24 protein-coding genes and 1 pseudogene are annotated in these 26,868 nt (G+C 34.0%); 15 read left to right on the forward strand and 10 right to left on the reverse strand.

Annotated features, from left to right (window positions below; all coding sequences use genetic code 11):
* Positions 1-2,105: pseudogene (locus BG262_RS04580) on the reverse strand (hypothetical protein); the annotation flags it as partial.
* Positions 2,106-2,506: 401 nt separating this feature from the next.
* Between BG262_RS04580 and BG262_RS04585 the strand changes: the two are divergent.
* Complete coding sequence (locus tag BG262_RS04585) at positions 2,507-3,526, forward strand: helix-turn-helix transcriptional regulator (RefSeq protein WP_070787707.1); 1,020 nt, start codon at positions 2,507-2,509, stop codon at positions 3,524-3,526.
* A gap of 57 nt (positions 3,527-3,583) precedes the next feature.
* Here BG262_RS04585 and serS read toward each other — a convergent pair whose 3' ends face one another.
* From serS to BG262_RS04610, 5 genes are all read right to left on the reverse strand, one after another.
* Positions 3,584-4,864: a serine--tRNA ligase gene (serS, locus tag BG262_RS04590; RefSeq protein WP_070787708.1), complete on the reverse strand. Its 1,281-nt coding sequence runs from the start codon at positions 4,862-4,864 to the stop codon at positions 3,584-3,586.
* A 305-nt stretch (positions 4,865-5,169) separates the two neighbouring features.
* Complete coding sequence (locus BG262_RS04595; RefSeq protein WP_070787709.1) at positions 5,170-5,532, reverse strand: DUF956 family protein; 363 nt, start codon at positions 5,530-5,532, stop codon at positions 5,170-5,172.
* A gap of 127 nt (positions 5,533-5,659) precedes the next feature.
* On the reverse strand, positions 5,660-6,571 hold the full coding sequence (locus BG262_RS04600) for a PTS system mannose/fructose/sorbose family transporter subunit IID (RefSeq protein WP_070787710.1): 912 nt from the start codon (positions 6,569-6,571) through the stop codon (positions 5,660-5,662).
* A 14-nt stretch (positions 6,572-6,585) separates the two neighbouring features.
* Positions 6,586-7,413: a mannose/fructose/sorbose family PTS transporter subunit IIC gene (locus tag BG262_RS04605; protein ID WP_070787711.1), complete on the reverse strand. Its 828-nt coding sequence runs from the start codon at positions 7,411-7,413 to the stop codon at positions 6,586-6,588.
* A gap of 17 nt (positions 7,414-7,430) precedes the next feature.
* On the reverse strand, positions 7,431-8,414 hold the full coding sequence (locus BG262_RS04610) for a mannose/fructose/sorbose PTS transporter subunit IIA (protein ID WP_070787712.1): 984 nt from the start codon (positions 8,412-8,414) through the stop codon (positions 7,431-7,433).
* A gap of 516 nt (positions 8,415-8,930) precedes the next feature.
* On the opposite strand from BG262_RS04610, the gene BG262_RS04615 reads away from it, so the two are divergent.
* From BG262_RS04615 to recD2, 3 genes are read left to right on the forward strand one after another with little or no spacing between them, the layout of a single operon-like run.
* Complete coding sequence (locus BG262_RS04615) at positions 8,931-9,434, forward strand: tRNA (cytidine(34)-2'-O)-methyltransferase (protein WP_070787713.1); 504 nt, start codon at positions 8,931-8,933, stop codon at positions 9,432-9,434.
* Positions 9,431-10,057, forward strand: a complete 627-nt coding sequence (locus tag BG262_RS04620) for a histidine phosphatase family protein (protein ID WP_070787714.1) — start codon at positions 9,431-9,433, stop codon at positions 10,055-10,057. The genes BG262_RS04615 and BG262_RS04620 overlap by 4 nt, the downstream gene beginning before the upstream one ends.
* A 51-nt stretch (positions 10,058-10,108) precedes the next feature.
* The gene (recD2, locus tag BG262_RS04625) at positions 10,109-12,562 is read left to right on the forward strand and encodes an SF1B family DNA helicase RecD2 (RefSeq protein WP_070787715.1); all 2,454 of its coding nucleotides are present in this window, start codon (positions 10,109-10,111) and stop codon (positions 12,560-12,562) included.
* Between the two features lie 77 nt (positions 12,563-12,639).
* On the opposite strand, the gene rpsT is transcribed toward recD2, so the two are convergent.
* Positions 12,640-12,894 carry a 30S ribosomal protein S20 gene (rpsT, locus tag BG262_RS04630; protein WP_070787716.1) on the reverse strand — a complete coding sequence of 85 codons (255 nt, stop codon included), beginning with the start codon at positions 12,892-12,894 and terminating at the stop codon, positions 12,640-12,642.
* 273 nt (positions 12,895-13,167) lie between these two features.
* Between rpsT and BG262_RS04635 the strand changes: the two genes are divergently transcribed.
* Both BG262_RS04635 and BG262_RS04640 read left to right on the forward strand, forming a co-directional pair.
* Entirely contained in the window at positions 13,168-13,827 is a 660-nt protein-coding gene (locus tag BG262_RS04635) for an FUSC family protein (protein WP_083312903.1), read from the forward strand.
* Positions 13,824-14,519: a GntR family transcriptional regulator gene (locus BG262_RS04640; RefSeq protein WP_070787717.1), complete on the forward strand. Its 696-nt coding sequence runs from the start codon at positions 13,824-13,826 to the stop codon at positions 14,517-14,519. Before BG262_RS04635 ends, BG262_RS04640 begins: the two co-directional genes overlap by 4 nt.
* Positions 14,520-14,876: 357 nt before the next feature.
* Here the strand turns inward: BG262_RS04640 and BG262_RS04650 are convergent, their stop codons facing one another.
* Positions 14,877-15,413, reverse strand: coding sequence for a helix-turn-helix domain-containing protein (locus BG262_RS04650; protein WP_070787719.1), 537 nt, complete (start codon positions 15,411-15,413; stop codon positions 14,877-14,879).
* A 179-nt stretch (positions 15,414-15,592) separates the two neighbouring features.
* Here BG262_RS04650 and BG262_RS04655 point away from each other — a divergent pair, with 179 nt between their 5' ends.
* The 3 genes from BG262_RS04655 to BG262_RS04665 are packed head-to-tail and all read left to right on the forward strand — an operon-like array spanning position 15,593 to position 17,965.
* The gene (locus BG262_RS04655) at positions 15,593-16,405 is read left to right on the forward strand and encodes an ABC transporter ATP-binding protein (RefSeq protein ID WP_070787720.1); all 813 of its coding nucleotides are present in this window, start codon (positions 15,593-15,595) and stop codon (positions 16,403-16,405) included.
* 1 nt (position 16,406) lies between these two features.
* Positions 16,407-17,177 carry an ABC transporter permease gene (locus BG262_RS04660; RefSeq protein ID WP_070787721.1) on the forward strand — a complete coding sequence of 257 codons (771 nt, stop codon included), beginning with the start codon at positions 16,407-16,409 and terminating at the stop codon, positions 17,175-17,177.
* The gene (locus tag BG262_RS04665; protein ID WP_070787722.1) at positions 17,177-17,965 is read left to right on the forward strand and encodes an ABC transporter permease; all 789 of its coding nucleotides are present in this window, start codon (positions 17,177-17,179) and stop codon (positions 17,963-17,965) included. The genes BG262_RS04660 and BG262_RS04665 overlap by 1 nt, the downstream gene beginning before the upstream one ends.
* Positions 17,966-18,015: 50 nt before the next feature.
* Here BG262_RS04665 and BG262_RS04670 read toward each other — a convergent pair whose 3' ends face one another.
* Positions 18,016-18,288: a LapA family protein gene (locus tag BG262_RS04670; protein WP_070787723.1), complete on the reverse strand. Its 273-nt coding sequence runs from the start codon at positions 18,286-18,288 to the stop codon at positions 18,016-18,018.
* A 52-nt stretch (positions 18,289-18,340) separates the two neighbouring features.
* Positions 18,341-19,255 carry a hypothetical protein gene (locus BG262_RS04675; protein ID WP_070787724.1) on the reverse strand — a complete coding sequence of 305 codons (915 nt, stop codon included), beginning with the start codon at positions 19,253-19,255 and terminating at the stop codon, positions 18,341-18,343.
* Between the two features lie 119 nt (positions 19,256-19,374).
* On the opposite strand from BG262_RS04675, the gene BG262_RS04680 reads away from it, so the two are divergent.
* From BG262_RS04680 to BG262_RS04705, 6 genes are all read left to right on the forward strand, one after another.
* The gene (locus BG262_RS04680; protein ID WP_070787725.1) at positions 19,375-19,704 is read left to right on the forward strand and encodes a putative DNA-binding protein; all 330 of its coding nucleotides are present in this window, start codon (positions 19,375-19,377) and stop codon (positions 19,702-19,704) included.
* 30 nt (positions 19,705-19,734) lie between these two features.
* The gene (gene ffh / locus BG262_RS04685) at positions 19,735-21,294 is read left to right on the forward strand and encodes a signal recognition particle protein (protein ID WP_070787726.1); all 1,560 of its coding nucleotides are present in this window, start codon (positions 19,735-19,737) and stop codon (positions 21,292-21,294) included.
* A 296-nt stretch (positions 21,295-21,590) separates the two neighbouring features.
* Positions 21,591-22,541: a glycine--tRNA ligase subunit alpha gene (glyQ, locus tag BG262_RS04690; RefSeq protein ID WP_070787727.1), complete on the forward strand. Its 951-nt coding sequence runs from the start codon at positions 21,591-21,593 to the stop codon at positions 22,539-22,541.
* The gene (glyS, locus tag BG262_RS04695) at positions 22,538-24,571 is read left to right on the forward strand and encodes a glycine--tRNA ligase subunit beta (protein WP_371827961.1); all 2,034 of its coding nucleotides are present in this window, start codon (positions 22,538-22,540) and stop codon (positions 24,569-24,571) included. The genes glyQ and glyS overlap by 4 nt, the downstream gene beginning before the upstream one ends.
* A gap of 72 nt (positions 24,572-24,643) precedes the next feature.
* Positions 24,644-24,907, forward strand: coding sequence for a DUF896 family protein (locus BG262_RS04700; protein WP_070787729.1), 264 nt, complete (start codon positions 24,644-24,646; stop codon positions 24,905-24,907).
* Between the two features lie 139 nt (positions 24,908-25,046).
* Positions 25,047-26,795: an SH3 domain-containing protein gene (locus BG262_RS04705; RefSeq protein ID WP_158006644.1), complete on the forward strand. Its 1,749-nt coding sequence runs from the start codon at positions 25,047-25,049 to the stop codon at positions 26,793-26,795.
* The last annotated feature ends 73 nt before the right edge of the window (positions 26,796-26,868 follow it).

The following is a 26,868-nucleotide window of genomic DNA, read 5'->3' on the forward strand; positions in this document are numbered from 1 at the left end:
GATTCTTGAGGTTTAGCAGATTCTTGAGGTTTAGCAGACTCTTGAGGTTTAGCAGACTCTTGAGGTTTAGATCCTTCTGGTTTAGTAGAAGGATCCGTAGGATTATTATCAGGATTGTTTTCATAAGATTTAAGGTATGTTACGAATCTTAAGTCTGCATTTGGATCAAAAGTCCCATTATATTTAAATTGTCTATCAACATACAAAGCATCATATTTACTTGCAATTTTTTCATCGACTAGAGGGTCAATTGTACCCCAACCCACAGCTGTAAAAAGTGATTCTTTAAACTTACCATCCTCGTAAATATCTCTTTTATAATTTCCACGTACGATGTATTGATCGAAATTCTTTTCAGTTCCGTCGGCATATTTCACATTAACTTGATGAATAACTGGATAATCTTTATCTTTATAAATAATTTCAGAAATTTTTCCATCAGGATTATACGATATTTCTTTTTTATCTATCGTTTTTTCAATAGTGGAACCATCTTCATAAGTATTTTTAATTGTTCCGTTACGGAGTACCTCAGATTTTATCGGTTTCTTTGTAAATCCATTATCTTCTTCACCTGGTTTTTTTGTTTCATCAGGTATAACTTCGGGTTTTTTATTAGGATCTACACGGACGTAATAATTATAGATATCAAGTTTATCATTATCATTTGCTTTCTTTAAATCAAAGTCAATTTTTTGACCATCTTCTTTTACATTATATTTCTTCTCGAATTCATTAAATGATTCATTAACGCTATCAGAATTATCTCTAGTAGCCCATCCATTCGCAATTGACCATACTCTACTAAATAAATTTCCATCTTGATCATAGCTCTCCACGATGTATACGTCTTCACTACGAGTATCAATTTCAGTTTGCGAACCATCTGAATTGATAATAATACTATGAGTTTTTAAAGTTTTCTTTTGATCAATGTAACTAATTGTTTTGCTGAGATTAAATTGTGGAGTATTTTCAATTTGCCTACCGTTTGGTAATATTTCAAGTGTTGCTTCACCGTCATTTTTATATATTTTTGTCCCATCAGACTTTACTTCAACAATTTGCCATAGTCCATTATGAATAGTTGTTCCATCAGGCATTTTTTCATCTTTGTATTCCCAAGTTTTTCCTGAGTTATCAATTCTCTTTATTAAATTTCCGTCTTTATCATATTCCTTGTATGAATCACCCCAAGAAAAGTTTGATTCCGTTTTTGAACCATCAGGTCGAGTTTCGATAATTTGCCAAGGATCACTTTTTATTTTTGTCCCATCAGGTAATATCTTTTCAGCATATTCAAAGACTTTGCCATCAGGAGCTACTTGCCTAATTATTTTATCATCTTTATTGTATTCAGTAATATACCCATCTTTTGTAGTTTTTTTATTACCATTGTTATTTCCATCTTTATCAAAATAGAATTCAAAAATATCACCATACGTATTAGTGAACTTAATACGAACCCCATCTTTATCATATTCATCAACAGAATTATCGCTATAGGTTACTCTTTCACCACCATTTGGAAGTTTTTCTCTTTTTACTTCATATATGTAGACAATATCATCACTAGATTCGTCAGTACTTGTACTTTCGGTTGTTGATTCTACGACAGATTTTTTGTTTTGAGAATTTTCAGTTGAAGAAGTAGTGGAACTTTCTTCAATTTTTTCTTTTTCACTAGTGGAAATATCTTCACTTGTAGAAGTAGAAGTTTTATCATTATCTTTTACTGATTTGTCAACTTCGGAATTTGAACTTGAAGTTTCAGAAATACTTGCATTAGCATTTTCTGATGTTGAAACTTTTTCTTCAATAGAAGGATTATTTTCTAAAGATGAAGCGGATTTGGAAGTTACATTTTCTGATTTAGTAGTTTCAGATGACGTATTTTCTCCAGATGCTTCAATATTTGAGGAAGTAGTTTCTAACTTTGGTGCATTAGTTTGTTCAGTTCTATTTTCATTTAATGTTTCAGCAATTACAGTTGCTGTAGGTAAAGTATTGCTTAAGATTATAACAGCAAGCCCAGTCCCATAAACCCATTGTTTTTTAGATTTCCACGCGCGATTTGTTGATTTGTAATGTTTAGCGTTTTTCATTCTTTTCTCCCCTATAATAAATTCATTCGTTTCATAAGTATTGTGTCAATACTTACTTATAAATAGATTATCATAGTCCAGTGTCACATTATGGGGTTATGAAATAATTCATAGTTTTTTTCACATTTATTTGTATCTTTTGGCACAAAAATTTTTTTTTCTATAAGTTTAACCATCATCTATCCATTTAATTTATTTTCTTAACATATTTGATCAGATATTGATTATTATTATAGAAATTTACATTTTCCTATGAGAAAATAAAAATATTTTCTCCAAAAAATATTTTTATTTTGTTCTACTAATGTAAATTTTATGTGAATTATTGAGCCATATTATTGTAAAAATGCCTTCGAACGTGTATTATAATATTAATTAAATTTGTGAAAGGTTACATCAAAATGAAGGGTGATGCAAATAGTAGTAGAAGAATTGCAGATATGCTTACTAAGCTTTTTATGGGTGAGCCCCTTAACCGAAAATCTTTATTAGAATCCAATAGTAAAAGCGTAGTTGATAGGGATATAGCAGACATAAAGAGAGTTCTAGAAGACAATCATAGTAGCATAATTCTTAATTTCAATAGATCTAAGGGTGAATATTGTTTTAATCGTTCAGAAGCATTTGCCTTAGAAGAGGTTATTTTTTTAGCAAAGGTTGCTCTTGAAAGTAGGAGTTTACGTCGTGATGAGATGGATATTATTATTGATAAGCTCCTTAAACAATTACCAAAAGAGAAAGCAAAAATTGCCAATGAATCAATAAGAAATGACAATACTTTTTATGCACCTGTCACTAACAATAAACATATACTGGAACGAATTAAGGAATTTATGGGTTACATAGACGACAGACAGGTCATAAAATTTGTTCATAAGCCAGCATTTAGTAATGTTGTTAAGTCATATATTGTAACCACGAAGGGTGGGATGACTTTTGTTGATCCTGATAAGAATGGTTTTGTAGAGTATGAAGGACTTCCAGTTGCTATATATTTTTCAGTTTTTTATTTTTATATAATTTTATATATTGACCAAACTCAAGGGCACATGGTTGTGAGATTAGATCGATTTATTGATGTAAAAAAAGTTTCTCGAAAAATTATGGTGCCTCATGTAGAGAATTTTGAGGAAAGTGCTATGAGAAAGCATTCTTTTCTTCTCTATCATGGTAAACCTATGACAATAACGTTCTTATCCGAAATAAATCCTGCGACTATCTTAGATCGTTTTCCTGGTTCAAAAATAGTTGAAAAAAATTGTGATGAAAATAATTGGACAAAATATGAAGTAGTGGTATTTGAATCAGCAGCACGGATGTGGTTTTTATCACAAGGAGCATGGGTGAAAGTACTATCTCCTCGGTCATTTAAAGAATCTCTTAGAGAAGAATTCAAGACCGCTTTTGAACAGTATGAATAAATAAAGAAAACCATGTAGAGTTATCCCACATGGTTTTTTGAAACTAATATTAATTAATTATTTTTCTTCAGCTGTAATAACTTCAACACCACCCATATAAGGACGAAGTACTTCTGGAATTGTAACTGATCCATCTTCATTTTGATAGTTTTCAAGGATTGCTGCAACTGTGCGACCAACTGCAAGACCAGATCCATTTAATGTATGAAGTAATTTAACTTTTCCATCTTCATCACGGTAACGAATTTGGGCACGACGAGCTTGGAAATCTTCAGTATTTGAACAACTTGAAATTTCACGGTAAGTATTTTGTGCTGGAATCCATACTTCTAAATCATAAGTTTTAGCAGCAGAGAATCCCATGTCACCAGTTGAAAGAGCAACGACACGGTATGCAAGTCCTAATTTTTGTAGGATATTTTCAGCATTAGCAGTCATTTTTTCTAACTCTTCATAAGAATTTTCCGGTTTAGAGAATTTAACCATTTCTACCTTGTTGAATTGGTGTAAACGAATAAGTCCACGTGTATCGCGTCCAGCAGATCCAGCTTCGCTACGGAATGATGGACTTAAGGCTGTGAAGTAGATTGGAAGATCTGCACCATCAAGAATTTCACCACGGTAGTAGTTTGTAAGAGGAACTTCAGCAGTTGGAATTAAAACATAATCACTATCAGCTAGCTCAAATGTATCTTCCTTAAATTTTGGATATTGTCCAGTACCAAACATTGAGTCGTGGTTAACCATGTACGGTGGGATGATTTCTGTGTAGCCTTCTTTACCGTGCTCATCTAACATGAAGCTGTAAATAGCACGTTCTAATCTTGCGCCTAGACCTTTGTAGAATAAGAAACGACTACCAGTAACCTTAGCACCACGTTCCCAATCTAAGATACCAAGATCTTCACCAAGGTCCCAATGGGCTTTTGGTTCAAAATCAAATTCAGGAACCTCACCAACACGACGAACTTCAACATTGTCATCTTCATCAGCACCAATTGGAACATCATCATGTGGAAGATTTGGAAGCATAACAATAATTTCATTTATTTTTGTTTCAATATCAGCAAGTTCAGCATCCATTTCTTTAATTTGAGCTGAAACTTTTTGCATATTTGCGATTTGCTCACTAGCATCTTCCTTATTACGTTTTGCTTGAGCGATAGCTTCTGATTCAGTATTTCTTTGTTTCTTTAATTCTTCAGTTTTTACAATCAGATCGCGTCTTGTAATATCTAATTCATGAAGATCTTTTAAGGTTTCTTCTTTAACACCACGTGTTTCTAATTTAGCAGCCACAGTGTCAAAATCTTGACGAATTTTTTTAATGTCTAACATATTTTCTCCTTATTAATTCATATAAAAAACGCTAACTCACCTAATGTATATAACAACATAGGGCGTGTTAGCGCGGTTCCACCTAATTTACTTCATGCCTAACTAGATAAGTATGAAGAACTCAATTTCTGTAACGTAGAAGATACGGTTTTGTTTTGCAAAACTTTTTTAAGAAGTAGATATCTTGCCTTAAATTATTTGCTTTCACCATCCGCAAACTCTCTAAAAATCGCTAGCAACATTAGCTTCTAAATTTCTCTTATTAAGTAAATTTTATCAAAAGTAGCATAAAAGTCAAATTGTTTTTATTTATTTCTTTTAAATGCTCTTGTAAGTGTACCTAAAAAAGTTGGAGCCTTGACTACATTTTCATTTCCAAGTTTTTCACGTAATATTTTCAAAATTTTCCCTGAATCTTTTGAGCCAAAGCATAACTTAGAATTATTTTGAAGAATAATATTAAATCTACGTCCAATTTTTTTACCGTATACTGAACCTTCAACTCTTTTTATTTTATCTAGAGGAATTATTACATTGTCTTCTACAGAACGATCTGAGAAGAACTCAAATGCTACATCTCCAAGCATTATTTTTCCATATTTAGCAAAGCCAATATAGGCGATTCCAGGGCCTACAAATTCAGCACGTGTATTTAATGATTGAGCCATAATATACCTGTTTCTAATTTTTCTTACCTTCCATTATAGCAAAAAATAACAATCATTTCTCTATATATTCAGAGAAAGAAGTTTACAATACAAAAAAAGACAAGCTAGGAAGCTTGTCTTTAATTTATTACATGATTCCGAAGAAACGTCCAGCAATACCCACAGCAAATAATGCAAAGATAATTGCGATTGGAGAAACTTTCTTCTTAAGTAACCACATACATAGGAATGTAAGTAGTAAAGCAGCAAGTCCTGGTACTAACTGATCCAAGTTTTGTTGTAAAGTTACAACTTTTTCTTGGCTTAGAGCAAGTCCACCGGCTTGGTCTTGAAGGGCTTTTTGAATACCTTCAGCTCCAGCTGGTAGGTTCTTCCAGTCAATATATGCCCCGTCTTGAAGATTGTATTTTGAAACAACAGGTGTGAAACTAATTGATACCCAACGTTGGATAAGCACACCAAGTACGAACATACCTAGGATTGAAGCACCTTTAGTAATTTGTTGAAGAAGTCCTCCTGAAAGGTCTTCGGTAATTTTGCTACCTTGTTGGTAACCAAGTTCTTGAGTGTAGTATTGGAAAGCAATACGAATAATATTCCATCCGAAGAAGAATACCAATGGTGCAAGAAGTGATCCACTAGTAGCAAGACCAGCAGCAACAGCTCCAAGAATTGGACGAACTGTAAACCAGAATACTGGATCTCCGATACCAGCAAGTGGTCCCATCATACCAACTTTAACACCTTGAATTGCAACATCATCGATTGGTGCACCATTTGCACGTTCTTCTTCAAGAGCAAGAGTTACACCAAGAATTGGAGATGCTACATATGGGTGTGTATTGAAGAATTCTAAATGACGTTTAAGTGCAGCAGAAGCTTCTTCTTTACCAGGATAAAGTTTTTTAAGTGCTGGGATCATCGCAAATGCCCAACCGGCATTTTGCATACGTTCGTAGTTCCATGAACCTTGTAGGAAGAATGAACGAAGTAATACACTATTACGTGTCTTTTTATCAATTGAAATTTTTTCAGCCATTATTTTTCTCCCTTCTAATAGTCATTTAAGATGTCGCCAATTGGATCAGTAGTTGAAGAACCACCAGCTCCATTTCCGCCACCTGAGTTTTGAAGAGCAAGATAGATGAATGCCATAGCAACACCGATGATACCCATAGCTATTAGAGTTAATTCTTTAATTGGCGCAAGTGCAAAACCAAGGAAGAAGAAAGGCCAAACTTCGCGGCTTGCCATCAAGTTAATAACCATTGCATAACCAACGGCAACAACCATTCCTCCACCTACTGCCATACCACCTGTGAACCAGTCTGGTAAAAGAAGTAATCCTTTTTGTACGGCAGAAGCTGGGATAAGAAGCAATAATCCTGCAGGGATTGCGATACGAAGACCTTGCATCATTAATGCAACAATATGCCACATTTCTACTCCACGATAATTACCTTGTTCAGCAGCAGCATCTGCACGGTGAACAATACCTACAGAAAGTAGACGAACTAAAGTAGTTAATACAAGACCTGCAGTAGCAAGAAGAATTGCAGTACCAATAACTGTTTGCATTTCTCCATTTGTTACAGTATCTGATTTAGTCCAATCGTGTGATTGAACTAAGATGATTGCTGAGGCAACAGATGCAAGTGCGGCATCTGGTGCAACAGCAGCTCCGATGTTCGCCCAACCAGCTGCTAAAATTTGTAGTGATCCACCAAGAATTACACATGGTGCAATATGACCAGTTGCAATACCGATTAATGAACAAGCAATAACTGGTTGGTGAAGTTCAAATGAGTCAAGAATCCCTTCCATACCCGCTAAGAAAGCGAAGATAAGAATTAGGATTACGCTTAAAACTCCATATTCCATTTATATTCTCCTTTAAATTATTTAACGTCTGCTTTTTTAATTAAAGCAAATAAATCAGACTTAGAATCGTTAGGGACTTTACGGACATCAAATTTAATGCCTAAATCTCTAAGTTTTTCATAAGTTTCAACGTCTTCTTTATCCATAGATAAAACATTGTTAACCATTGTTTTACCTGTAGAGTGAGCCATTGAACCAACATTTAGTTCTTTGATTGGAACTCCACCTTCAATTGCACGAAGTGCGTCTTCGGGTGTTTCAAAAAGAAGAAGTGCTTTTGTGTTACCAAAACGTGGGTCTTTAGCTACTTGAATCATTTTATCAATTGGAACGATATGAGCTTTAACTCCTGCAGGAGCTGCTTGTTCGATAAGTTTTTTACGTAACTCATCTTTAGCTACTTTATCAGATACAACGATAATGCGATCAGGTTTAACAGCTGGTGTCCAACCTGTTGCTACTTGACCATGCAATAGACGTGAGTCAATACGAGCCAATGGGATTTTAATTTCTCCATCTCCAAGTACAGTTCCTTCTGGAATTGGACCACTTGCCTTTGGTGCTTCAACTACCTCAGCAGTTGTGTCAGCAGGTTGTAATTCCTCTGGACGAACACGTACACCACCAGTTGCTTCTTTAATAATATTTGCAGCAACATCATGAACACGAGCTTCTGGGTTGAAACGCTCAGTGTAAGCTTGAATAAGCATTGGTAGATTCAATCCAGCGATGATAGTCATACGATCTTGATTTTCTTCATAGATACGGTTTGCTTGGTTAAATGGAGATCCTCCCCATAAGTCAACCAAGAAAAGTACTTCATCGTCAGCATCAAATGAGTCTACCGCTTCAGTCAAGTGTGCGTATAAGTCATCAGGACCTTCGTTTGGCATAAAAGTAACTGATTGTACTTTTTCTTGCTCTCCGAAAATCATAGAACCTGATTGCTTGATACCATCGGCGAATTGACCATGACTGGCAATAATAATTCCGATACTCAATTGAGTTTCCTCCTAAAAAATATTTGTATAGACCAATTGTAAGTTATGCCGACAAAAATAAGTTTATTAAGTGCATGAATCCTTAATTTAAAGGTATAAATCGGCATAAAAAACAAAAAAATCTACCTACGAGCTAATTATACATCTAAAGTCTTAGTTATGCAAAGGTTTTCTTAAAAACGTTTACACGATTTTTCATTTGGTTTTCATTAAATAACTTTTTAAATAAGTCTGTAATAGTTATTAAAAAGCACAAATAAAACAGTTTTAACAGTAAAACTCAGTTCCAATCGCTTTACATGAAACTGTACCTATGTTATTATAAATTTTGAAATTAATTTGTTTCAATCTTTCCTGTTATGATTAAAGCAAATTAAACCGTAACTAGGATGCTTGCTGAGATTTACTCCGAGCATCCTAGTTTTTTTGTTTTTAAAAGATTATAATAGTAGTTATATTAATTTATAGTTATTTTTTCTGTTTATTAAATAACTTTAGTTTGGAGTATATTTATTAATGAACCATATAGCCTTATTTGAACCTAGAATTCATTTCAATACTGGAAATATTGCAAGAACATGCGCAGCAACCAATACTGTTCTTCATTTAATAGAACCTTTTGGTTTTGAAATTACGGATAAGCATTTGAAGCGTGCAGGACTTGATTATTGGGATAAAGTTGATATTAGATATCATAAAAACTTAGAAGAATTTATTTCTGCAGTTGACGGAAAGCTTCATTTGATTACAAAATTCGCTGATAAAACATACTCTGATGAAGACTTATCAAAAGAAGAAGATAATCATTATTTTCTTTTTGGAAGAGAAGATACTGGTCTTCCAGAAGAATTTATGCGTCATAACCAAAAAAAAGCACTTCGTATTCCTATGAATGATGAGCATGTTAGAAGTTTAAATCTTTCAAATACAGCTGCCATTCTTATCTATGAATGTTTACGCCAACAGAATTTTTCTGGACTTGAACTTAGTCATACCTATGAAAAGGACAAATTGAAATGAAGCTATATTTTGTCAGACATGGGAAAACCGTTTGGAATTTGGAACGTCGCTTTCAAGGAATGACAGGTGATTCTCCTTTATTAGAAGAGAGTTATGCACAAACAGCGATTTTAGGTGATTATTTAGCAGACACTGAATTTAAAAGAGTTCTTGTTAGTCCTTCAAAGAGAGCGCAAGATACCGCTAAAGGGATAATTGAGAAAAATAAAAATCCATTAATAATTTATACTGATAAAAGGTTATATGAATGGAATTTAGGCAATCTTGAAGGAAAAGAAATTGAAAAGGTTACAGAACAGTTTCCTGAGCAAATTTTTGCCTTTCGTAATAATCCAGCAGAATTTGATGGCAGTATTTTTGGTGCTGAAAATGTATCTGAAGTTATAGCAAGAGTTAAAGAAGTAGTTGATGATTTAGCCAATGACCCAACAATTTCTCCAAATGATAATATACTTATCGTTAGTCATGGTGCTACTTTAACTTCAAGCATTCAAAGTCTTATTGGAACGCCGAATGATCAGTTGAGAAAAGATGGTATTTTATCAAATTCAAGCTTAACAATAGTGGACGTTAAAGATCTAGATAATATTGAATTGATAGAGTGGAATAAAATCGTATATTAGAGTAGTAAATATGATGAAAAATTTTGTACAGATTGAGTAGGTGAGGAAGTCATGGACGAAAAAACTTTTTTCACAGGAAATATTGAAGCAGTATTTTTTGAGAACCCATCAAATTTTTATAAGGTGCTTTTGATTGATATTACTGATACCAATTCTGATTATTTGGGGACTGAGATTGTGGTCAATGGAATAATTGGTGATGTGATTGAAGGGGAGGCTTATACTTTCTTCGGTCAAATGACTAATCATCCCAAGTATGGGGAGCAGTTGAAGGTTGATACTTATGAGAAGGCTGTGCCATCAAGTGGTAATGGTCTTATTAAGTATCTTTCAAGTGATCATTTTCCGGGAATTGGTAAAAAGACGGCTGAAAAAATTGTTGCTGCCTATCCAGATGATACAATTGATGCCATTTTAGAGGACCACGGTAAACTTAATAGTATTCTTTCTCCGACAAAAAAGAGTGGTTTTTTGAAGCTCTTATCTCAAAATCACGGTATGGAAAAAATTCTTTCAAAGCTGAGTGAATATGGTATGCCTAGCAAGATAAACTTCCAAATTTATGACTTATACAAGCAAGATACACTTGATATAATTGCAGAAAACCCATATCAGTTGGTTGAAGACATAAAAGGAATTGGTTTTAAAACTGCAGATAAAATTGCAGCTGACCAAGGAATTGAGCCTACATCAAACGAACGATACCGCGCTGCCATCATGCATCTAGTTCCAACTATGTCACTTGCAACTGGAGACACCTACATTGAGGCTAAAGAGCTTTTAGAGTATACAGTTGATCTTTTGGAAAAATCTCGAAATGTAGAAATTCCATATGATGATGTTGCACTTGCCATTGGAGATTTGATAGATGAAGGTAAGATTCAGCAAGAGGGGACAAAAATATTTGATAATTCCCTGTTTTTTGCTGAGTCGGGCATTGCCAGAAATATCCAGAAATTGATGTTAAGAAAATCTGATTCTTTCAGTAAAGAAGAGGTTGCCTCTGTAATTAAGGAAGCAGAAGAAGATTTTGATATCGAGTATGACAATCTACAAAAAAAAGCCATTGAAGAGGCTCTAAATAATCAATTGTTTATCCTGACTGGTGGACCAGGTACTGGTAAAACAACTGTCTTAAATGGAATTATTCAATCCTATGCAAGGCTTAATGATATTAATCTTGATCCAACAAGCTATCATGATGATGTTTTTCCAATTCTTTTAGCTGCACCAACAGGGCGTGCAGCAAGAAGGATGAATGAATTGACCGGACTTCCTAGTGCAACCTTACATAGACATTTGGGAATTGGAACGGATGATGATATCTCTACTGATTTAACGGATGAACTATCAGGAAGTTTGCTGATTGTTGATGAGTTTTCAATGGTTGATACCTGGCTTGCACATAGACTTTTTGAATCAATCCCACCTAGTATGAAGGTAATAATCGTTGGTGATGCTGATCAACTACCTTCAGTAGGCCCTGGACAAATATTGGCTGATTTATTAAAAGTTGAGGCCATTCCGTCAATTACATTGGATAAAATTTTTAGACAAGGCAAAAATTCAACCATAACCGACCTTGCACACTCGATTAAAGATGGTGAACTTCCAGCAGACTTTACAAGTCGTCAACCAGATAGAAGTTATTTTGAGGTTGGGGCTGGACAGGTTCCAAATATAATTGAACAAATTGCTACTTCATGGAAGAAAAAAGGAAATAATCCATTTGAACTTCAGATCTTAATTCCCATGTACAAGGGAGTTGCAGGGATAAATAATGTTAATAAGTTAGTGCAAGATATCTTTAATCCATTACGAGACGGCTTAGAATTTAACTTTCAAGAAATTTCTTATCGTAGAGGAGACAAGGTTCTCCATTTGGTCAACGAAACAAGTTTGAACGTTTTTAACGGAGATCTAGGATTTATAACTGATTTAGTGACAGCAAAATATACTGAGAGCAAGCAGGATGAGATTGTCATGGACTTTGACGGTTCTGAGGTCATCTACCCACGAAGCGAGTGGTACAAGATTACTTTAGCCTATGCAATGAGTATCCATAAGTCGCAGGGGAGCGAGTTTTCAACTGTCGTTGTACCAATGGTTTCTAGTTATTCACGTATGCTTGAGAGAAACTTATTATATACAGGAATTACTCGGGCGAAAAAAAGTTTAATTTTATTAGGTGAGTATAACGCTTATAACCAAGCTGTTCATAAAATCGGAAGTAATCGAAAAACTTATTTATTAGAGCAATTTGGTATTGAACGCGATAGTGATATTGAGTCATCTTCAGTCGCTGAAGATGCAAAAGAACATGAAGTCGTAGAAAATCCACAAAAAGTTGATTCGCTTTCTTCTGATATAGAGAGTAATGTAGAAGAAATAGCACAAGAAGTAGATAATCAACCTAAAATATTAACTAAAGTTTTAGTTGATAATTATGGAGTTGATCCAATGATTGGATTAAAGGAATCAGATTTATTGATTTTTAAACGATAGATACAAAAAAGGAAGTTGGATAGATTAATCTGCCCAACTTCCTTTTTTACATAAAAAAAATAACCCGGTAGACCGAATTATTTAGCGATTTTAGCTGCTAGACGTGATTTATCACGGCTTGCTTTGTTTTTCTTGATCAAACCTTTTGTTTCAGCTTTGTCAATTGCAGAACTAGCTTTTTGGAATAGTTCTTGAACGTTGTCAGATCCTTCAGCTACAGCTGCGTCAAATTTCTTTATAGCAGTACGCATTGCTGATTTTTGAGTTGAATTTAATTCATTTGCTTTAACATTTAATTCAGCGCGTTTGATTGCAGATTTAATATTTGCCATGTCTTCCTCCTTTTAATATTACTTGTCAATTATACAGAAAATAATTCTGTTTTGCAAGACCTGTCAAGTTTTTTTCTTTACCATTCATTGGTATAGATTGAAACCGTCTATTTGAAAATATAGCATATGCTCTTTATTAATTCAATAAATTGGCTCTACAATAAATAAAATTGATTTTTTCATAAAAATATTAATAAATAGTAAATTGGTATAGTCGATTCTTTAAAAAATATGGTACAATAGTTTAAAATAAAAATCAAAGGAAAAATCGGTATGAGTATACAAATAGGCCGTTTTCGCCTTGGACTTCGAACCATAAAAACGGCAATTGCAATGGCATTGATTCTTATTTTCTGTCAAATTACTAATCGTCCTGAAGGAGCAATGGCAGCAGGAGTTTCTGCAGTCGTAGCAGTAAGAGGTGATTTTAAGTCAACCGTTAATGTAGCAGGCTCGCGATTTATCGGGGCTGGATTAGGTGGTCTTCTTTCTATTATTTTTTACTTGCTATACTCCGACTCTGGACACAATTTTTGGGTTAAATTATTTGTAATTCCAATCTCTTTAATGATTATTATCGTAATAATGGATGGATATAATTTGAATACCGGTTTAGTAGGGGCTTGTGCATCATTTCTGATAATCTCACTAGGTACTCCAGAAGGTGAAACAATCCTCTATGTTTTTAATAGGGTACTTGATACCTTTATTGGAGTTGGATTTGCAATTGTGGTAAACCTAGTAGGTACCCACGATACCCCGGTAAAAATGGTAACCGAAAAAGTTATAAAGATTGGTAAAGATTTTAATATTGAAATTGATGTTGCGAAAAAAGTTGATGAAGATAATCAAGATAAAGATATAAATAAAGTGAGTGAAAATAAAGGAAAAGATAGTGCTGAAACTAGCACTAAGGAGAAAGAGCAAAAATGAAACCTGTTTATATTAAAATTCATGATGAAATAAAACAAGAAATTGAGAATGAAACATGGCCAATTGGGACAAGACTTCCAAGTGAACGTGCTTTATCTGAACGTTTTCATGTAAGTAGAATGACATTGAGACAAGCTGTAACAGCTCTTGTTGATGAAGGAATACTTGAACGTCGTGCAGGATCAGGAACTTATGTTTCAAGTCAACGCGTACGTGAAAAAATGCGTGGAACAACAAGCTTTACAGAGATTATCCAAAGTCAAGGGAAGCAACCACGAAGTGAGGTTTTAGCTTATACAAAGACGGCAGCAAATGAAATTGAAGTTGAGAAGCTTAATCTTAAGTCAGGCGCACAAATTATACGTATGGAGCGAATCCGTTATGCTGATGACTTACCAATTTGTTATGAAGTAGCAAGTATTCCATATTTATTAATTGCTGATTTTGATAAACAAGATGTAGCCAATCATTTCTTTAAAACATTAGTTGCAAGTGGTCGTGAAATAGGTCGAAGTGAACAAGTAATTTCATCTAAAATTGCAAATGGAAAAATTGCTGATTATCTGAAAATGAAAAAAGGTCAAGCAATATTAAGCTTGACTCAAACATCATATTTTGCAGACGATACACCATTCGAATTTGTGCTTAGTCAATACGCAGGGGATAGATTCGAGTTCTTTCTTGAAAGATAAAAAGACAATCTGTTGGATTAAATTCTAGCAGATTTTTAAATATTATATATCTTTTAGCTTCTCAAGTTCCTCTTTAAAATATTCATATTTTGAAAAATTGCCCATGAAATGTAGATAATTTATGACCGCCTCAACTTCAATAAGGAGTTGAGGATTTTTTGTTTCTTTATATTTTACAAAGTTATCGAATACTTTGAAAAAAGATAGCTCTCTAAAGTTGTTATATCTGATATTTTTAAGTGCCCAATAAATAATGAATTTACATTTTTCAATTTCCTGCCTATCCCACAGAGTATACATACCATTTAGAATAGTTCTCAGCCTACTATATGTGTGACTTCCTTCAAAATTAAGTTCCTAGATATTTTTCATTAGTTCCTTACAGAAAATAACAATATTTTCTGAGTTAAAAATATTTATAGAATGGCAGAGAAGTGTGTTATCAAAATCAGTCCAAATCTCGCAGTTCCAAAAATAATTCAAAAGAAATTCTTCTTCATTTTGAGATAGTTTAAATTCTTGATTTGTCCAACTTAGTAGCATTTTATAGTTTAAGTAAGTGAGTTTTTCTTGTACATGGTCAAAATTTGTTTGTTTTTCAAGATCGTTTACAATGTTTTCCATTGAATTCATATCTTCCGAATATGCAGCCAAGGCAAATTCTCTGTATTGTTTTGAAAAACTTCTGTCTGAAATTTCCGCAAGATTTAGAAACTCAGTGATGGAAATATTTAATCTGTCTAAAAGATTTATTAAAATATCAAGCGATAGCAAACTTTGACCACGTTCAAAAGATGCAATAGAAGAATACGAGGCAATTTCTTTTGCAACTTGTTCCACTGACATATTTCTACTCTTCCGTATTTTTCTAAGATTTTCACCAAGTTTTTGCATATATATATCCTATCATTTGTATTCAATTATTCACTATACATAAATAAAAAGACTTTATGTATCTTACATTTGATAATTTTTTGAAAAAATATTTTATCATCTTTTCTGCATGTTTCCACAGAAAAGCAGATTCTCTTTTTTTGTGGTCTATAATTTCTTTAAGTATAAAGGAGAGATTTATGGATTATATAGAAGTTGAAAACTTGAAGCGTTCATTTAAAGTGAATAAAAATGAAGATTTTCATGCCCTCAAAGGAATTTCATTTGCTGTTAAGAAGGGAGAAATTTTTGGTTTATTAGGCCCTAACGGTGCTGGGAAAACGACTACCATGAAGATTCTATCAACCATGCTTGCACCAACAGAAGGTACGGCGAAAGTTATAGGGTTTGATACTTTTGGGCAAGAAGACGAGGTGAGGGAGCATATAAATTTTGTTTTTGGTGGTGAGAGAAGTCTATACTGGAGACTTTCAGCCTATGATAATCTAGCCTACTTTGCTGATTTGTATAAGATTCCTTTAAGTAGACAGAAGGAGGAAATACCACGTTTGCTTAAGCTAGTTGGCTTGGAAGATACAGGGAACAAGTTAGTGGAAAATTTTTCTAAGGGAATGAAGCAGAGGCTTCAAACTGCCCGTGCATTATTGAACGACCCGGAAATAATTTTTCTTGACGAACCGAGTATTGGTCTTGATCCTATTGGAGCGCGTGAATTGCGGGAACTTATTCGAAAGCTAGCAGATGATGGAACGACTATTGTGCTCACGACTCACTATCTAGCAGAAGCAGAGGAGCTTTGTGACCGTATAGCAATCATTAATAAAGGTGAAATTGTTGCTCTCGATACGGTGGCTGGACTTCAAAATCTTCTATCGGTTGAAAGACGACAGGAAATAATTAGAAGAAAAGAAATTGAAAATGAAGAGCGCAAACGTCAAAAATTAGATGTTAATCTAGAAGATACCTATGTAGAATTGTTGGGAGGAGAATGATTTGAGAGCAGTAATCACAAGTGCAATCGTGCAGATGAAACAATCAATTGCCCGACCCATGTTCCGCTTTTGTGTCTTTCTAGGACCAATATTTGCAGGTTTTCTACTCGGGATGATTTATAAAAATAAAAGTATTTCAGATTTCACTCTTTATGCCTTTCTTGGTTCAGGAATGACAACTTTTTGGTCAAGTATCTGTTTTTCTTCAGCAAGTGACATTGACCGTGAAAAATGGGTTGGAACCCTTCCAATATTATTTACAGCACCAATTGGCTTCAAAACTATCGTTTTGGGAAAAATACTAGGTAACACTATCTGGGGAGTAGTTTCGTTTTTTATAAGTATGTTTGTTGTAGAAGTTGTTTTTGCTCTTCCAATTAAATTTTTAAATATCCCATGTCTAATTTTGATTATTTTGTTAACTATTTTATCCATGGTAGCTTTAGCTCTTATTCTTGCTGGACTTTTTACAATATCAAGAAAGATAAGAATCTTGATGAATTTTATTGAATACCCAATGACAATTTTATCTGGTATGGTTTTTCCTATCTCAATTCTTCCTCAACTCTTACAATGGTTATCAATGATTTTAAGTCCTTCATGGGCAATGAAAGGATTTGAGCTGGCAATAAATGGTGGTACAAGTTCTGAAATGATACATATAGCTTTAGGATTATCGATAATTACAGTAATATATTTTATTTTATCCTATTATATTTTTGAACATATTGATGCCTTATGTAGAATAAATGCTAGTTTGGAGGTTTTCTGATGGAGTATATAAATAGATTTTTTCGTCGAATAAAATTTTCTTATAAGAGAGATTCAATAATCTCTGAATGGCGCACATATCTAATGGTAGACTTGTCACTACCAATTTTACAAATGCTTTGTTACTCACTAATTGCTTATTATGCCTATGGACCTGAGAAAGTATCAAGGTGGATGATAGGTAATTCACTTTTAGTTGTAGCATTCACAGCTATTTATAGGGTAGGATTTCTACTATCATCAGAAAAACACAATGGAACCCTATCCTTACTTGTGGCTTCAAAGACAAGGCTTTGGGAAATTTCATTTACCAGTGCATTTTCGACAATAATTCAATCATTATTGTCCGTGTTTATTGGCGTAACAGTAATTAGTCTGCTCTTACATATTTCCTGGACGACTAGTAAGGTTCTTGCCTTCTTACTGGTTTTACTGGTTGCAGTTTTTGTCTCTATGAGTTTTGGTTTTTTATTTTCTTGTTTTATTCTAGTAAGTACCGAAGTCCATTTGGTTACAAATACAGCAAGCCAAATTTTATTGATATTTACAGGAGCAAATTTTCCTATTTCTTCCTTGCCAAAAGTATTTCAGTTTATTCCACCAATATTGCCACTCACAAGATCAATTTCAGTAGCTCAATCAATTATGGATGGTAATATGCAAGTTGGATTTTTAAATCCATTGAAAGCTGGAATGTTTCTTGGATTTATTTATCTATTAATAGCAGTTGCAGTCCTTCATATTATGGAAAAAGTAGCTGTGAAAAATGGAAGCTTAGACATGCTTTAGACGAAAAAAGTACCTGCCTAGATAATAGGGCAGGTACTTTATTATTTTAATTATTCAGTTAATTTTTTTATATCTGAAATTGTAGAGTTAATATCACTTTCTACACGTTGAGCACGTTTACTTATATTTCCTTTTTTAAGAATTAATCCAAGTATAGCACCAATTAGGAAAAGAACAGCAATTAATACTGCAAGTGGGATATCTGCATGCCAAACAAAAAATGAAAGTTCGATTGGTTTTAAATTTAAACAAATTACCACAATAACCAATACAACGATAACAACGGCAATAATTCTTGCAATAATATCTATTATTTTTTTCATATGTATAACCTCCGGTTATGATTTTATAGATTTTTTTAAAAAAAATCAAAGATTAGTTATTCTTTAAACTTGTGACTTCTTGCATTGTAACCAATATATTGTCTGTTAAATCGGGAATTGGTTGCAAGTGTACAATATAGTCAGATTTTTTATGATCAAAATGGAATTCTTTTGCATCTAATTCAGGATTAACAAGTTTACTAACCAAGAAGGTTAAGAAATCAGCATCCTGTGAAAACATGTCTAAACTTTTACCACCTGAAAAATCTCCTTTAAATGATTCGTTGTAGCGTTTTATTAATCCTTTCCCATTATAAATAAAGATTGGAAAATCAAAGAATTCTATAAACTCATAAAGATTTTCCTTTTTTGGACGAGTAGATATTGCTTGGTGTTGTATTTTTTCACCAAGTTTATTAAGTTCCTTAGTTATTGGATCGGTTTCATCTGTAATCAGATAACTTTGTTCAAGTGGATTTCGAGATATGGCTTTAATTTTAGCTACTAGGTTTTCCATATATTCTTTTGATTTTGTATATCTTAGATAGAATTGAAGCAACCAAACCAAGTAAATTATTAGAGCAAAGATAACAAATAAAGTAATTATAAATGAATTATCAGTCTTCTTGTCGGTAACTCGAAGATATCCAACAATTTGATTGTCAACATAACGTGGAATTGCCACAGAAATTTTATCTTTTTTTATTACACGGGAAGTAGCGGCACCATCTTTTAAGATGGCGATATCTTTATCACTAGTTTGATCTTTAGTGAATGTTTCAACCTTGACATCATCAAAACGAATTGGTTTTCCATTAGTTAAATCTTTATCTACCTTATAGGCTTCATTTACTAAATTATCGGTGTCACTAGCAATATAGTAGTTATTACTTATAATAACTACAGTTAAAACAGCTAAAAAATAACATATAGTATAGATGATAACGTTCTTGAACTTAATTTTCATAATTTTGCCCTTAAATTTTAATGTAATACACTCTTATTATAATCAATTTTTTGGTATAATGGAAAGAGTAAATTGAAAAAATTTATTTTTTGATTATTAAATAAAAAAAGGGGCAAATTTTGGAGATAGAAAAAACCAATCGTATGAATTCGCTCTTTGAATTTTACGCGGCTCTTTTAACTGAAAAACAGATGAACTACATTGAACTCTATTATGCTGATAATTATTCATTAGCGGAAATCGCTGAAGAATATGGGATTAGTAGGCAAGCTGTCTATGATAACATAAAGAGAACCGAAAAAGTATTAGAAGGATATGAGCAGAAGTTGCACCTTTACTCGAACTATATCGTTAGAGGTCAGATGATCGAAAATCTTTTGGAGAAGTACTCTGAAGATGATTACCTAAAGACAAAGTTACAAGAGCTTCAACTCATTGACGAAGAATAAAAAGTAATTTAAGAAGAATAGGAAATTAAAATGGCATTTGAAAATTTAACAGAACGCATGCAGGGAGTGTTTAAAAACCTCCGCGGAAAAAGAAAATTAACAGAAGAAGATATTGCACAGGTTACTAAGGAAATTCGCTTGGCCCTATTAGAGGCCGACGTTGCACTTCCTGTTGTTAAATCTTTTGTAAGAAAAGTAAGAGAACGTGCTACTGGATTTGAAGTTAGCGAAGCTCTTGATCCAGCACAACAAGTTCTAAAAATTGTTGATGACGAGCTGACAGAAATTCTTGGTGGAGGTGAATCTCAACTTCAAAAATCACCAAAAATACCAACAGTTATTATGATGGTTGGTTTGCAAGGGGCAGGTAAAACAACTTTTGCAGGTAAATTAGCTAATCGTCTTAAGACGGAAGAAAATGCTCGTCCATTAATGATCGCAGCCGACGTTTACCGCCCAGCAGCCATTGAACAATTAAAAGTTATAGGTAGTCAAGTTGATGTTCCTGTATTTGATAAAGGAACAGATGTAAGTCCTGTTGAAATTGTTAAAGAAGGGCTTGAACTTGCTAAACAAAATAAAAACGATTATGTCCTAATTGATACTGCTGGTCGTCTTGAAATTGATGACAAGTTGATGAATGAGTTGGAGCAAATTAAAGAAGTTGCAAATCCAACAGAAATTCTTTTAGTAGTAGATGCAATGACTGGTCAAGTTGCAGCACAAGTAGCTAAGACTTTCAATGAACGTCTCGATATCACAGGTGTCATCGTTACAAAACTTGATGGTGATACTCGTGGTGGGGCAGCACTTTCAATTCGTGAAATTACAGGTAAGCCAATTAAATTTGCCGGTGTTGGTGAAAAAATAACTGACCTAGAAGTATTTTATCCAGAACGTATGAGTAGCCGTATTCTTGGTATGGGGGATATGCTTACTCTGATTGAAAAAGCTCAAAAAGACTTTGATGAAGAAAGAAGTATTGAGCTTGCTCAAAAGATGAAAGAAAATACTTTCGACTTTAATGATTTCATCGAACAGTTGGATCAAGTTACAAACATGGGACCCCTTGATGAAATTTTGAAAATGATTCCAGGAATGTCATCAATGCCAGGAATTTCTGATGTTAAAGTAGATCCAAAAGAAATCGCAAGAAAACGTGCAATGGTTCTTTCTATGACGCCAGAAGAACGTGAGAATCCAGATATTCTTTCGCCAAGTCGTCGTCGTAGAATTGCTGCTGGTAGTGGTAATACCTTCATTGAGGTAAACAAACTCATTAAGCAGTTCAATCAGTCTAAAAAAATGATGCAAGGCATTATGAATGGTGATATGAATTCCCTTCTAGGACAAATGGGAGGCGGGAAAATGCCTAACATGTCAAAAGGTATGAATATGCCTAATGGAATGCCAGATATGTCTCAACTTGGAGATCTAGGTGATTTAGGTGACCTAGCTGGAGGAGAAATGCCAGATCTTTCAGCAATGTTTGGTGGAGGTCTTAAAGGACGCATGGGTAAAATGGCAATGAATTCAGCCATGAAACGTGCCCAAAAGAAAATGCAAAAAGGCCGTAAGAAGAAGAAATAATTTGACAAAATATCAATTTTTGTTAAACTATCTATATCATTATGAATAAGTAAATCAGATTTAGCGAGCATGAATAGTGAAAGCATGCATGGATTTATGAGGCGCATAATATTAGAAAAAATTAAATCACGAATGAAGGCAAAATCTATTTATGATTTTGTAAATCAGGGTGGAACCGCGATATAGTCGTCCCTGTGCTTGCATGTTTATTACGAGCACAGGGACGATTTTTAATTTGGATAAATCATCTACTGTTCTCAAAACTTGTTGAAATCATTCTTATAAAAGGAGAAAACATGTCTAAAAAACTTTCTTTCCAAGAAATCATCTTAACACTTCAAGAATTTTGGAGTGCACAAGGTGCTAACCTAATGCAGGCTTACGACAATGAAGTCGGAGCTGGAACAATGAGTCCTTACACTTTCTTAAGAGCGAATGGACCAGAACCATGGAATGCTGCGTACGTACAACCAAGCCGTCGTCCAGCAGACGGTCGTTATGGTGAAAATCCAAACCGTTTATTCCAACATCATCAGTTCCAAGTTGTAATGAAACCAAGTCCAAAAAATATTCAAGAATTGTATCTACAATCGCTTGAAGCACTTGGAATTAACCCACTTGAACATGACATTCGTTTCGTTGAAGATAACTGGGAAAACCCATCAATGGGTTGTGCTGGTATCGGATGGGAAGTATGGCTTGATGGTATGGAAGTTACTCAGTTTACTTACTTCCAACAAGTTGGTGGTATCGAGGTTGATTCTGTAACATCTGAAATCACATATGGTCTTGAACGTCTTGCAAGCTATATTCAAGAAGTTGATAGCGTTTATGACCTTGAATGGGGGAACGGAGTTCTTTATGGAGATATCTTTAAAGAGCCAGAATATGAACACTCAAAATTCGCCTTCGAAGACAGTGATCAAGAAATGCTTTTGACACTTTTTGATACATATGAGGCAGAGGCTACTAAGTTGCTTGATTTAGGTCTAGTTCACCCAGCATATGACTACATACTCAAATCGTCACATACCTTCAATTTATTAGATGCAGCAGGAGCAGTATCAGTTACAGAGCGTGCTGGTTACTTGCACCGTGTACGTGCTATGGCTAGAAAAGTAGCTAGAACATTTATTGATGAGCGTGCTAAACTTGGCTTCCCGCTTCTTAAAGATGAAGATTTACGAGAAAAATATCTTGGAGAAAATGGAAAATATAGCAAAAAAAAAGGTGAAGGAGAAGAATAATGGCAGAATATTTATTAGAAATTGGTCTTGAGGAAATGCCTGCACACTTGGTTACTCCTTCAATTAACCAGTTAGCAGAACGTATGGAAAAATTCCTTGCAGAAAACCGTGTGGACTTTGAATCAATCACTAAATTCTCTACACCGCGTCGTTTGGCTGTCTTGGTGAATGGACTTGCGGAAGAATCTGAAGATATTACTGAAAAAGTAAAAGGTCCATCAATGAAAATTGCTAAAGATGATCAAGGAAATTGGTCTAAGGCAGTGCTTGGTTTCTCACGTGGTCAAGGTGTAAATCCTGATGACTTGGTAGAAGAAAATGGCTACCTATATGCTGATAAGCATACACCAGGTGTTGCGACAAGTGAAATTCTAGAAAAAGTTGGTTCTGATGTAATTGAAAAAATGAACTTTTCTACTTACATGAAATGGGGAAATAATACTTTATTATTTGTTCGTCCAATTCAATGGTTAGTATCACTTTATAATGATCAAGTTGTACCATTCAGCATCTTAGAAGATACTGCATCAAATGTTAGCCGTGGACATCGTTTCCTAGCTAACAATGACATTGTAATTAAAAATGCTTGTGATTACGAAAAAGATTTGGCTGATAACTTTGTTGTAGCTAATGCAGATGTTCGTAAAGAAGAAATCACAAACCAAATTGATGTTCTAGCTAAAGAAAATGACTGGCAAATGTACTTAGAACCAGGTCTTTTAGAAGAAGTTAATAATATTGTTGAATATCCAACAGCATTCATTGGAAGTTTTGATGAAAAATATCTTGATGTTCCAGATGAAGTTTTAGTAACAAGTATGCGTGAGCACCAACGTTACTTTGAAGTTCGTGATAACCAAGGTAACTTACTACCAAACTTTGTATCTGTAAGAAACGGTAATGCAGAGCACATTGATAATGTAATTTCAGGAAATGAAAAAGTTCTTGTGGCTCGTCTTGAAGATGGTGAATTCTTCTGGCGTGAAGATCAAAAACTTAAAATTGAAGATCTAGTTGAAAAACTTAAAAAGGTTACCTTCCATGAAAAGATTGGTTCAATTTATGACCATATGGGACGCACTAAAGTTATCGCTGAGAAACTTGCAAGTCATTTAATGCTTAGTGAAGATAAAATTGAAAAGATTGATCGTGCTGCTGATATTTATAAGTTTGATTTACTTACAAATATGGTTGGTGAATTTCCAGAACTTCAAGGTGTTATGGGTGAAAAATATGCCCTTCTTGCTGGTGAAGATGAGGAGGTTGCAGCAGCTATCAGAGAACAATATATGCCTTTATCAGCTGATGGAGAACTTCCAGAAAGTGAAATTGGAGCAATTTTATCGGTTGCTGATAAGCTAGATACATTATTAAGCTTCATCACAGTTGATTTAATTCCAAGTGGTTCTAATGATCCGTACGCCCTTCGTCGTGCAACACAAGGTATCGTAAGAATTATTGAAGATAAGAACTGGGATATTGAACTTGATAAAATTATTGATGAACTTTATCCACTTCGTATTAATGGATTCAAGTACAAAAATCGTAAAGCAGTAATGGAATTCATTCGTGCCCGTGTTGCTAAAATTCTTGAAGGCCGTGCTCGTCGTGACATCATTGATGCAGTTATTGCTACTGGAAGCCTAGATATTGCAAACCTTACTGAAAATGCACAGATTCTTACAGCTAAATCTGAAAAAGAAGGTTTTAAAGAATCAGTTGAAGCACTTGCTCGTGTTGCTAATATGGCAGGGAAACTTGAAGGAACTCCCGTTATTGAAGAAGCACTATTTGAAAATGACAGCGAAAAAGCTCTATTCAAAGCAATTCAAGCGGTTAATATTGGTGAAAATGCAGAAGAAAATATTGATAATCTTTTTAATCTTGCTAAACCAATTTCAGATTTCTTTGAAAATACAATGGTTATGACAGAAGATAAAAAACTTAAGAATAATCGCCTTAGTCTTCTTTCAGACCTTAATAATAAGGCACAAAAGGTTGCTGATTTTTCAAAAATCAACACAAAATAACCTAAATTTTTGCAAGTTGAAAGTCAATTAACTATAATAAATCTATAATAAAAACATAAAGGGGTGTTAATTATGGCAATTACTGATGAACATATTAATCGTATTAACGAGCTAGCTCGTAAGAAAAAAGCTGAAGGATTAACTCCTGAAGAATTGGAAGAACAAGCAGAGCTTCGTAAAGCCTATATTGAAGGTGTAAAAGGTAGCTTACGTTCTCAAATTGAAGGTGTAAAAGTTGTTGACGAAGAAGGAAACGATGTTACTCCTGACAAATTAAAGAAAGTTCAAGCTGAAAAAGGAATTCATGGAAGAACTTTAGAAGATTTGAATGACTAATTAAATATTGCGATAAAAGATCTCTAGTTTATACTAGAGTTTTTTTATTGCAACAACATAACTTTATAATATTTATTGATTATTTAAATATTTAGATATATAATAGAATTAACAATTATAGAATAAATGAGGATTAATGATGAAAAAGTTAAGACATTTTGGTTTATTGGGGGGAGTAATTTTATGTTGTGGTGTATTGATGAATTTTACTATCGTAGCAGAATCTGAAGAAAATATATCTACACCGGATATGTCTGTACAAGAATCACTTACCAAAAATTCAAATAGTGAGTTATTAGAATCAAGTGTAAATTATAGTAAAAGTGATACTTCAAAATCAACTTCTGAATATGGTAATGAGGGAAGTACAACGTCAGTCAGTGATAAAGAGACAGAAAAACCGGTCGGTTTTGAAGAGATTGACGTAGAAGATGCTGTAACTTCAACATACGATGTCTCTGAAAAAGTTAGACCAACAACAGTAGCAGCTGGCTATACAATGGATGATATACGAGGAGAATATACTTTTAAAAAATCTACGCCTATATATGATAATCCAATAAGTAAAAATATAATTGCATATTTCGATAAAGGTGATAAGGTACTCTATGATAAAAAAGGAGAAGTTCAAGGAGTAACATTTGTAAGTTATGTTACGAAAAAAGGAGAGCGATTATATGTTAGTATTGCTGACTATGATATCAGTAATCCTCAAATAAATAATGATTCTAGCATAGCCCCAAACTTCAATGATTTTAAAGATCCTGGACAAGTAAATTATGTTGCACATATTCAACATGAGGGGTGGCAAGGTTGGGCTAAACAGTCACAAACCTCGGGTACAACTGGTAAATCATTAAATTTAGATGCGATAAAAATTCGTCTTCACCCATCATCTTATAGTTACAAAGGATCAATTGAATACAGAACTCATATTCAGAATAGGGGTTGGCAGAAATGGGTAAAGGATGGAGAACTCTCAGGTACTGTAAGTGAAAATTTACGTATGGAAGCTATACAGATTAATTTAACAGGGGACCTATCCTCTAAATATGATGTACAGTATAGAACCTATGTCCAAAATATTGGATGGCAACCATGGGTAAATAACGGAAATATAGCTGGAACTACCGGAAAGAGTTTGAGAATTGAAGCCATACAAGTTAAAGTGGTATATAGAGAAGATGCTCGTAAAGAAAATCCTTGGGAAATTATAAATAAGAAAGGTGTATACACATTTACTAAAAGATCTGAAATAAAAAATAATCCATCAAACTCAGGTAAAACAATTGATTTTTACGATAAAGGTCAACAAGTTGAATATGATGGAGTGCTAAAAAATGAAGGAAAGTTTTGGCTAACATATGTTGCTAGCAATGGACAAAGAAGATTTGTTGAGTGTGACCAAAACCTTGTAGATACTCAAGATTCTAAAAGAAATCCCCAAGTAGAGCCCAAATATGACAAAAAGAAATCAGGAATGATTAACTATTTGACCCATGTGCAAAATGTTGGTTGGCAAGACTGGGTGAGAGATGGCCAAACTGCAGGAACAAATGGTAGATCATTACGGATGGAAGCTTTTAAGTTGGAATTAGGACAATTACCTTTAAACGGTTCTGTACAATATCGCGCACATGTCCAAAATATTGGATGGCAAAAGTGGTCTGGACCAGGTAATTATGCAGGGACAAGTGGTAGGTCGTTACGTATGGAGGCTTTAGAAATTAAATTGACAGGTGACTTATCTAAGCGTTACGACATTGAATACAGAGCTCATGTTCAAAATGTAGGTTGGATGCCTTGGGTCAGAAATGGACAGATGGCTGGCACTCAGGGACGTAGTTTACGTATGGAGGCGTTGCAAATACGTTTGGTAGAAAGATAATTATTTAATATTTACTAAAAATCTATGTATCTAAAAGATTGATATATAGATTTTTTTATTCTATTCTTAAGAT

It is taken from the genome of Floricoccus penangensis, assembly GCF_001832885.1.
GTDB lineage: Bacteria > Bacillota > Bacilli > Lactobacillales > Streptococcaceae > Floricoccus > Floricoccus penangensis.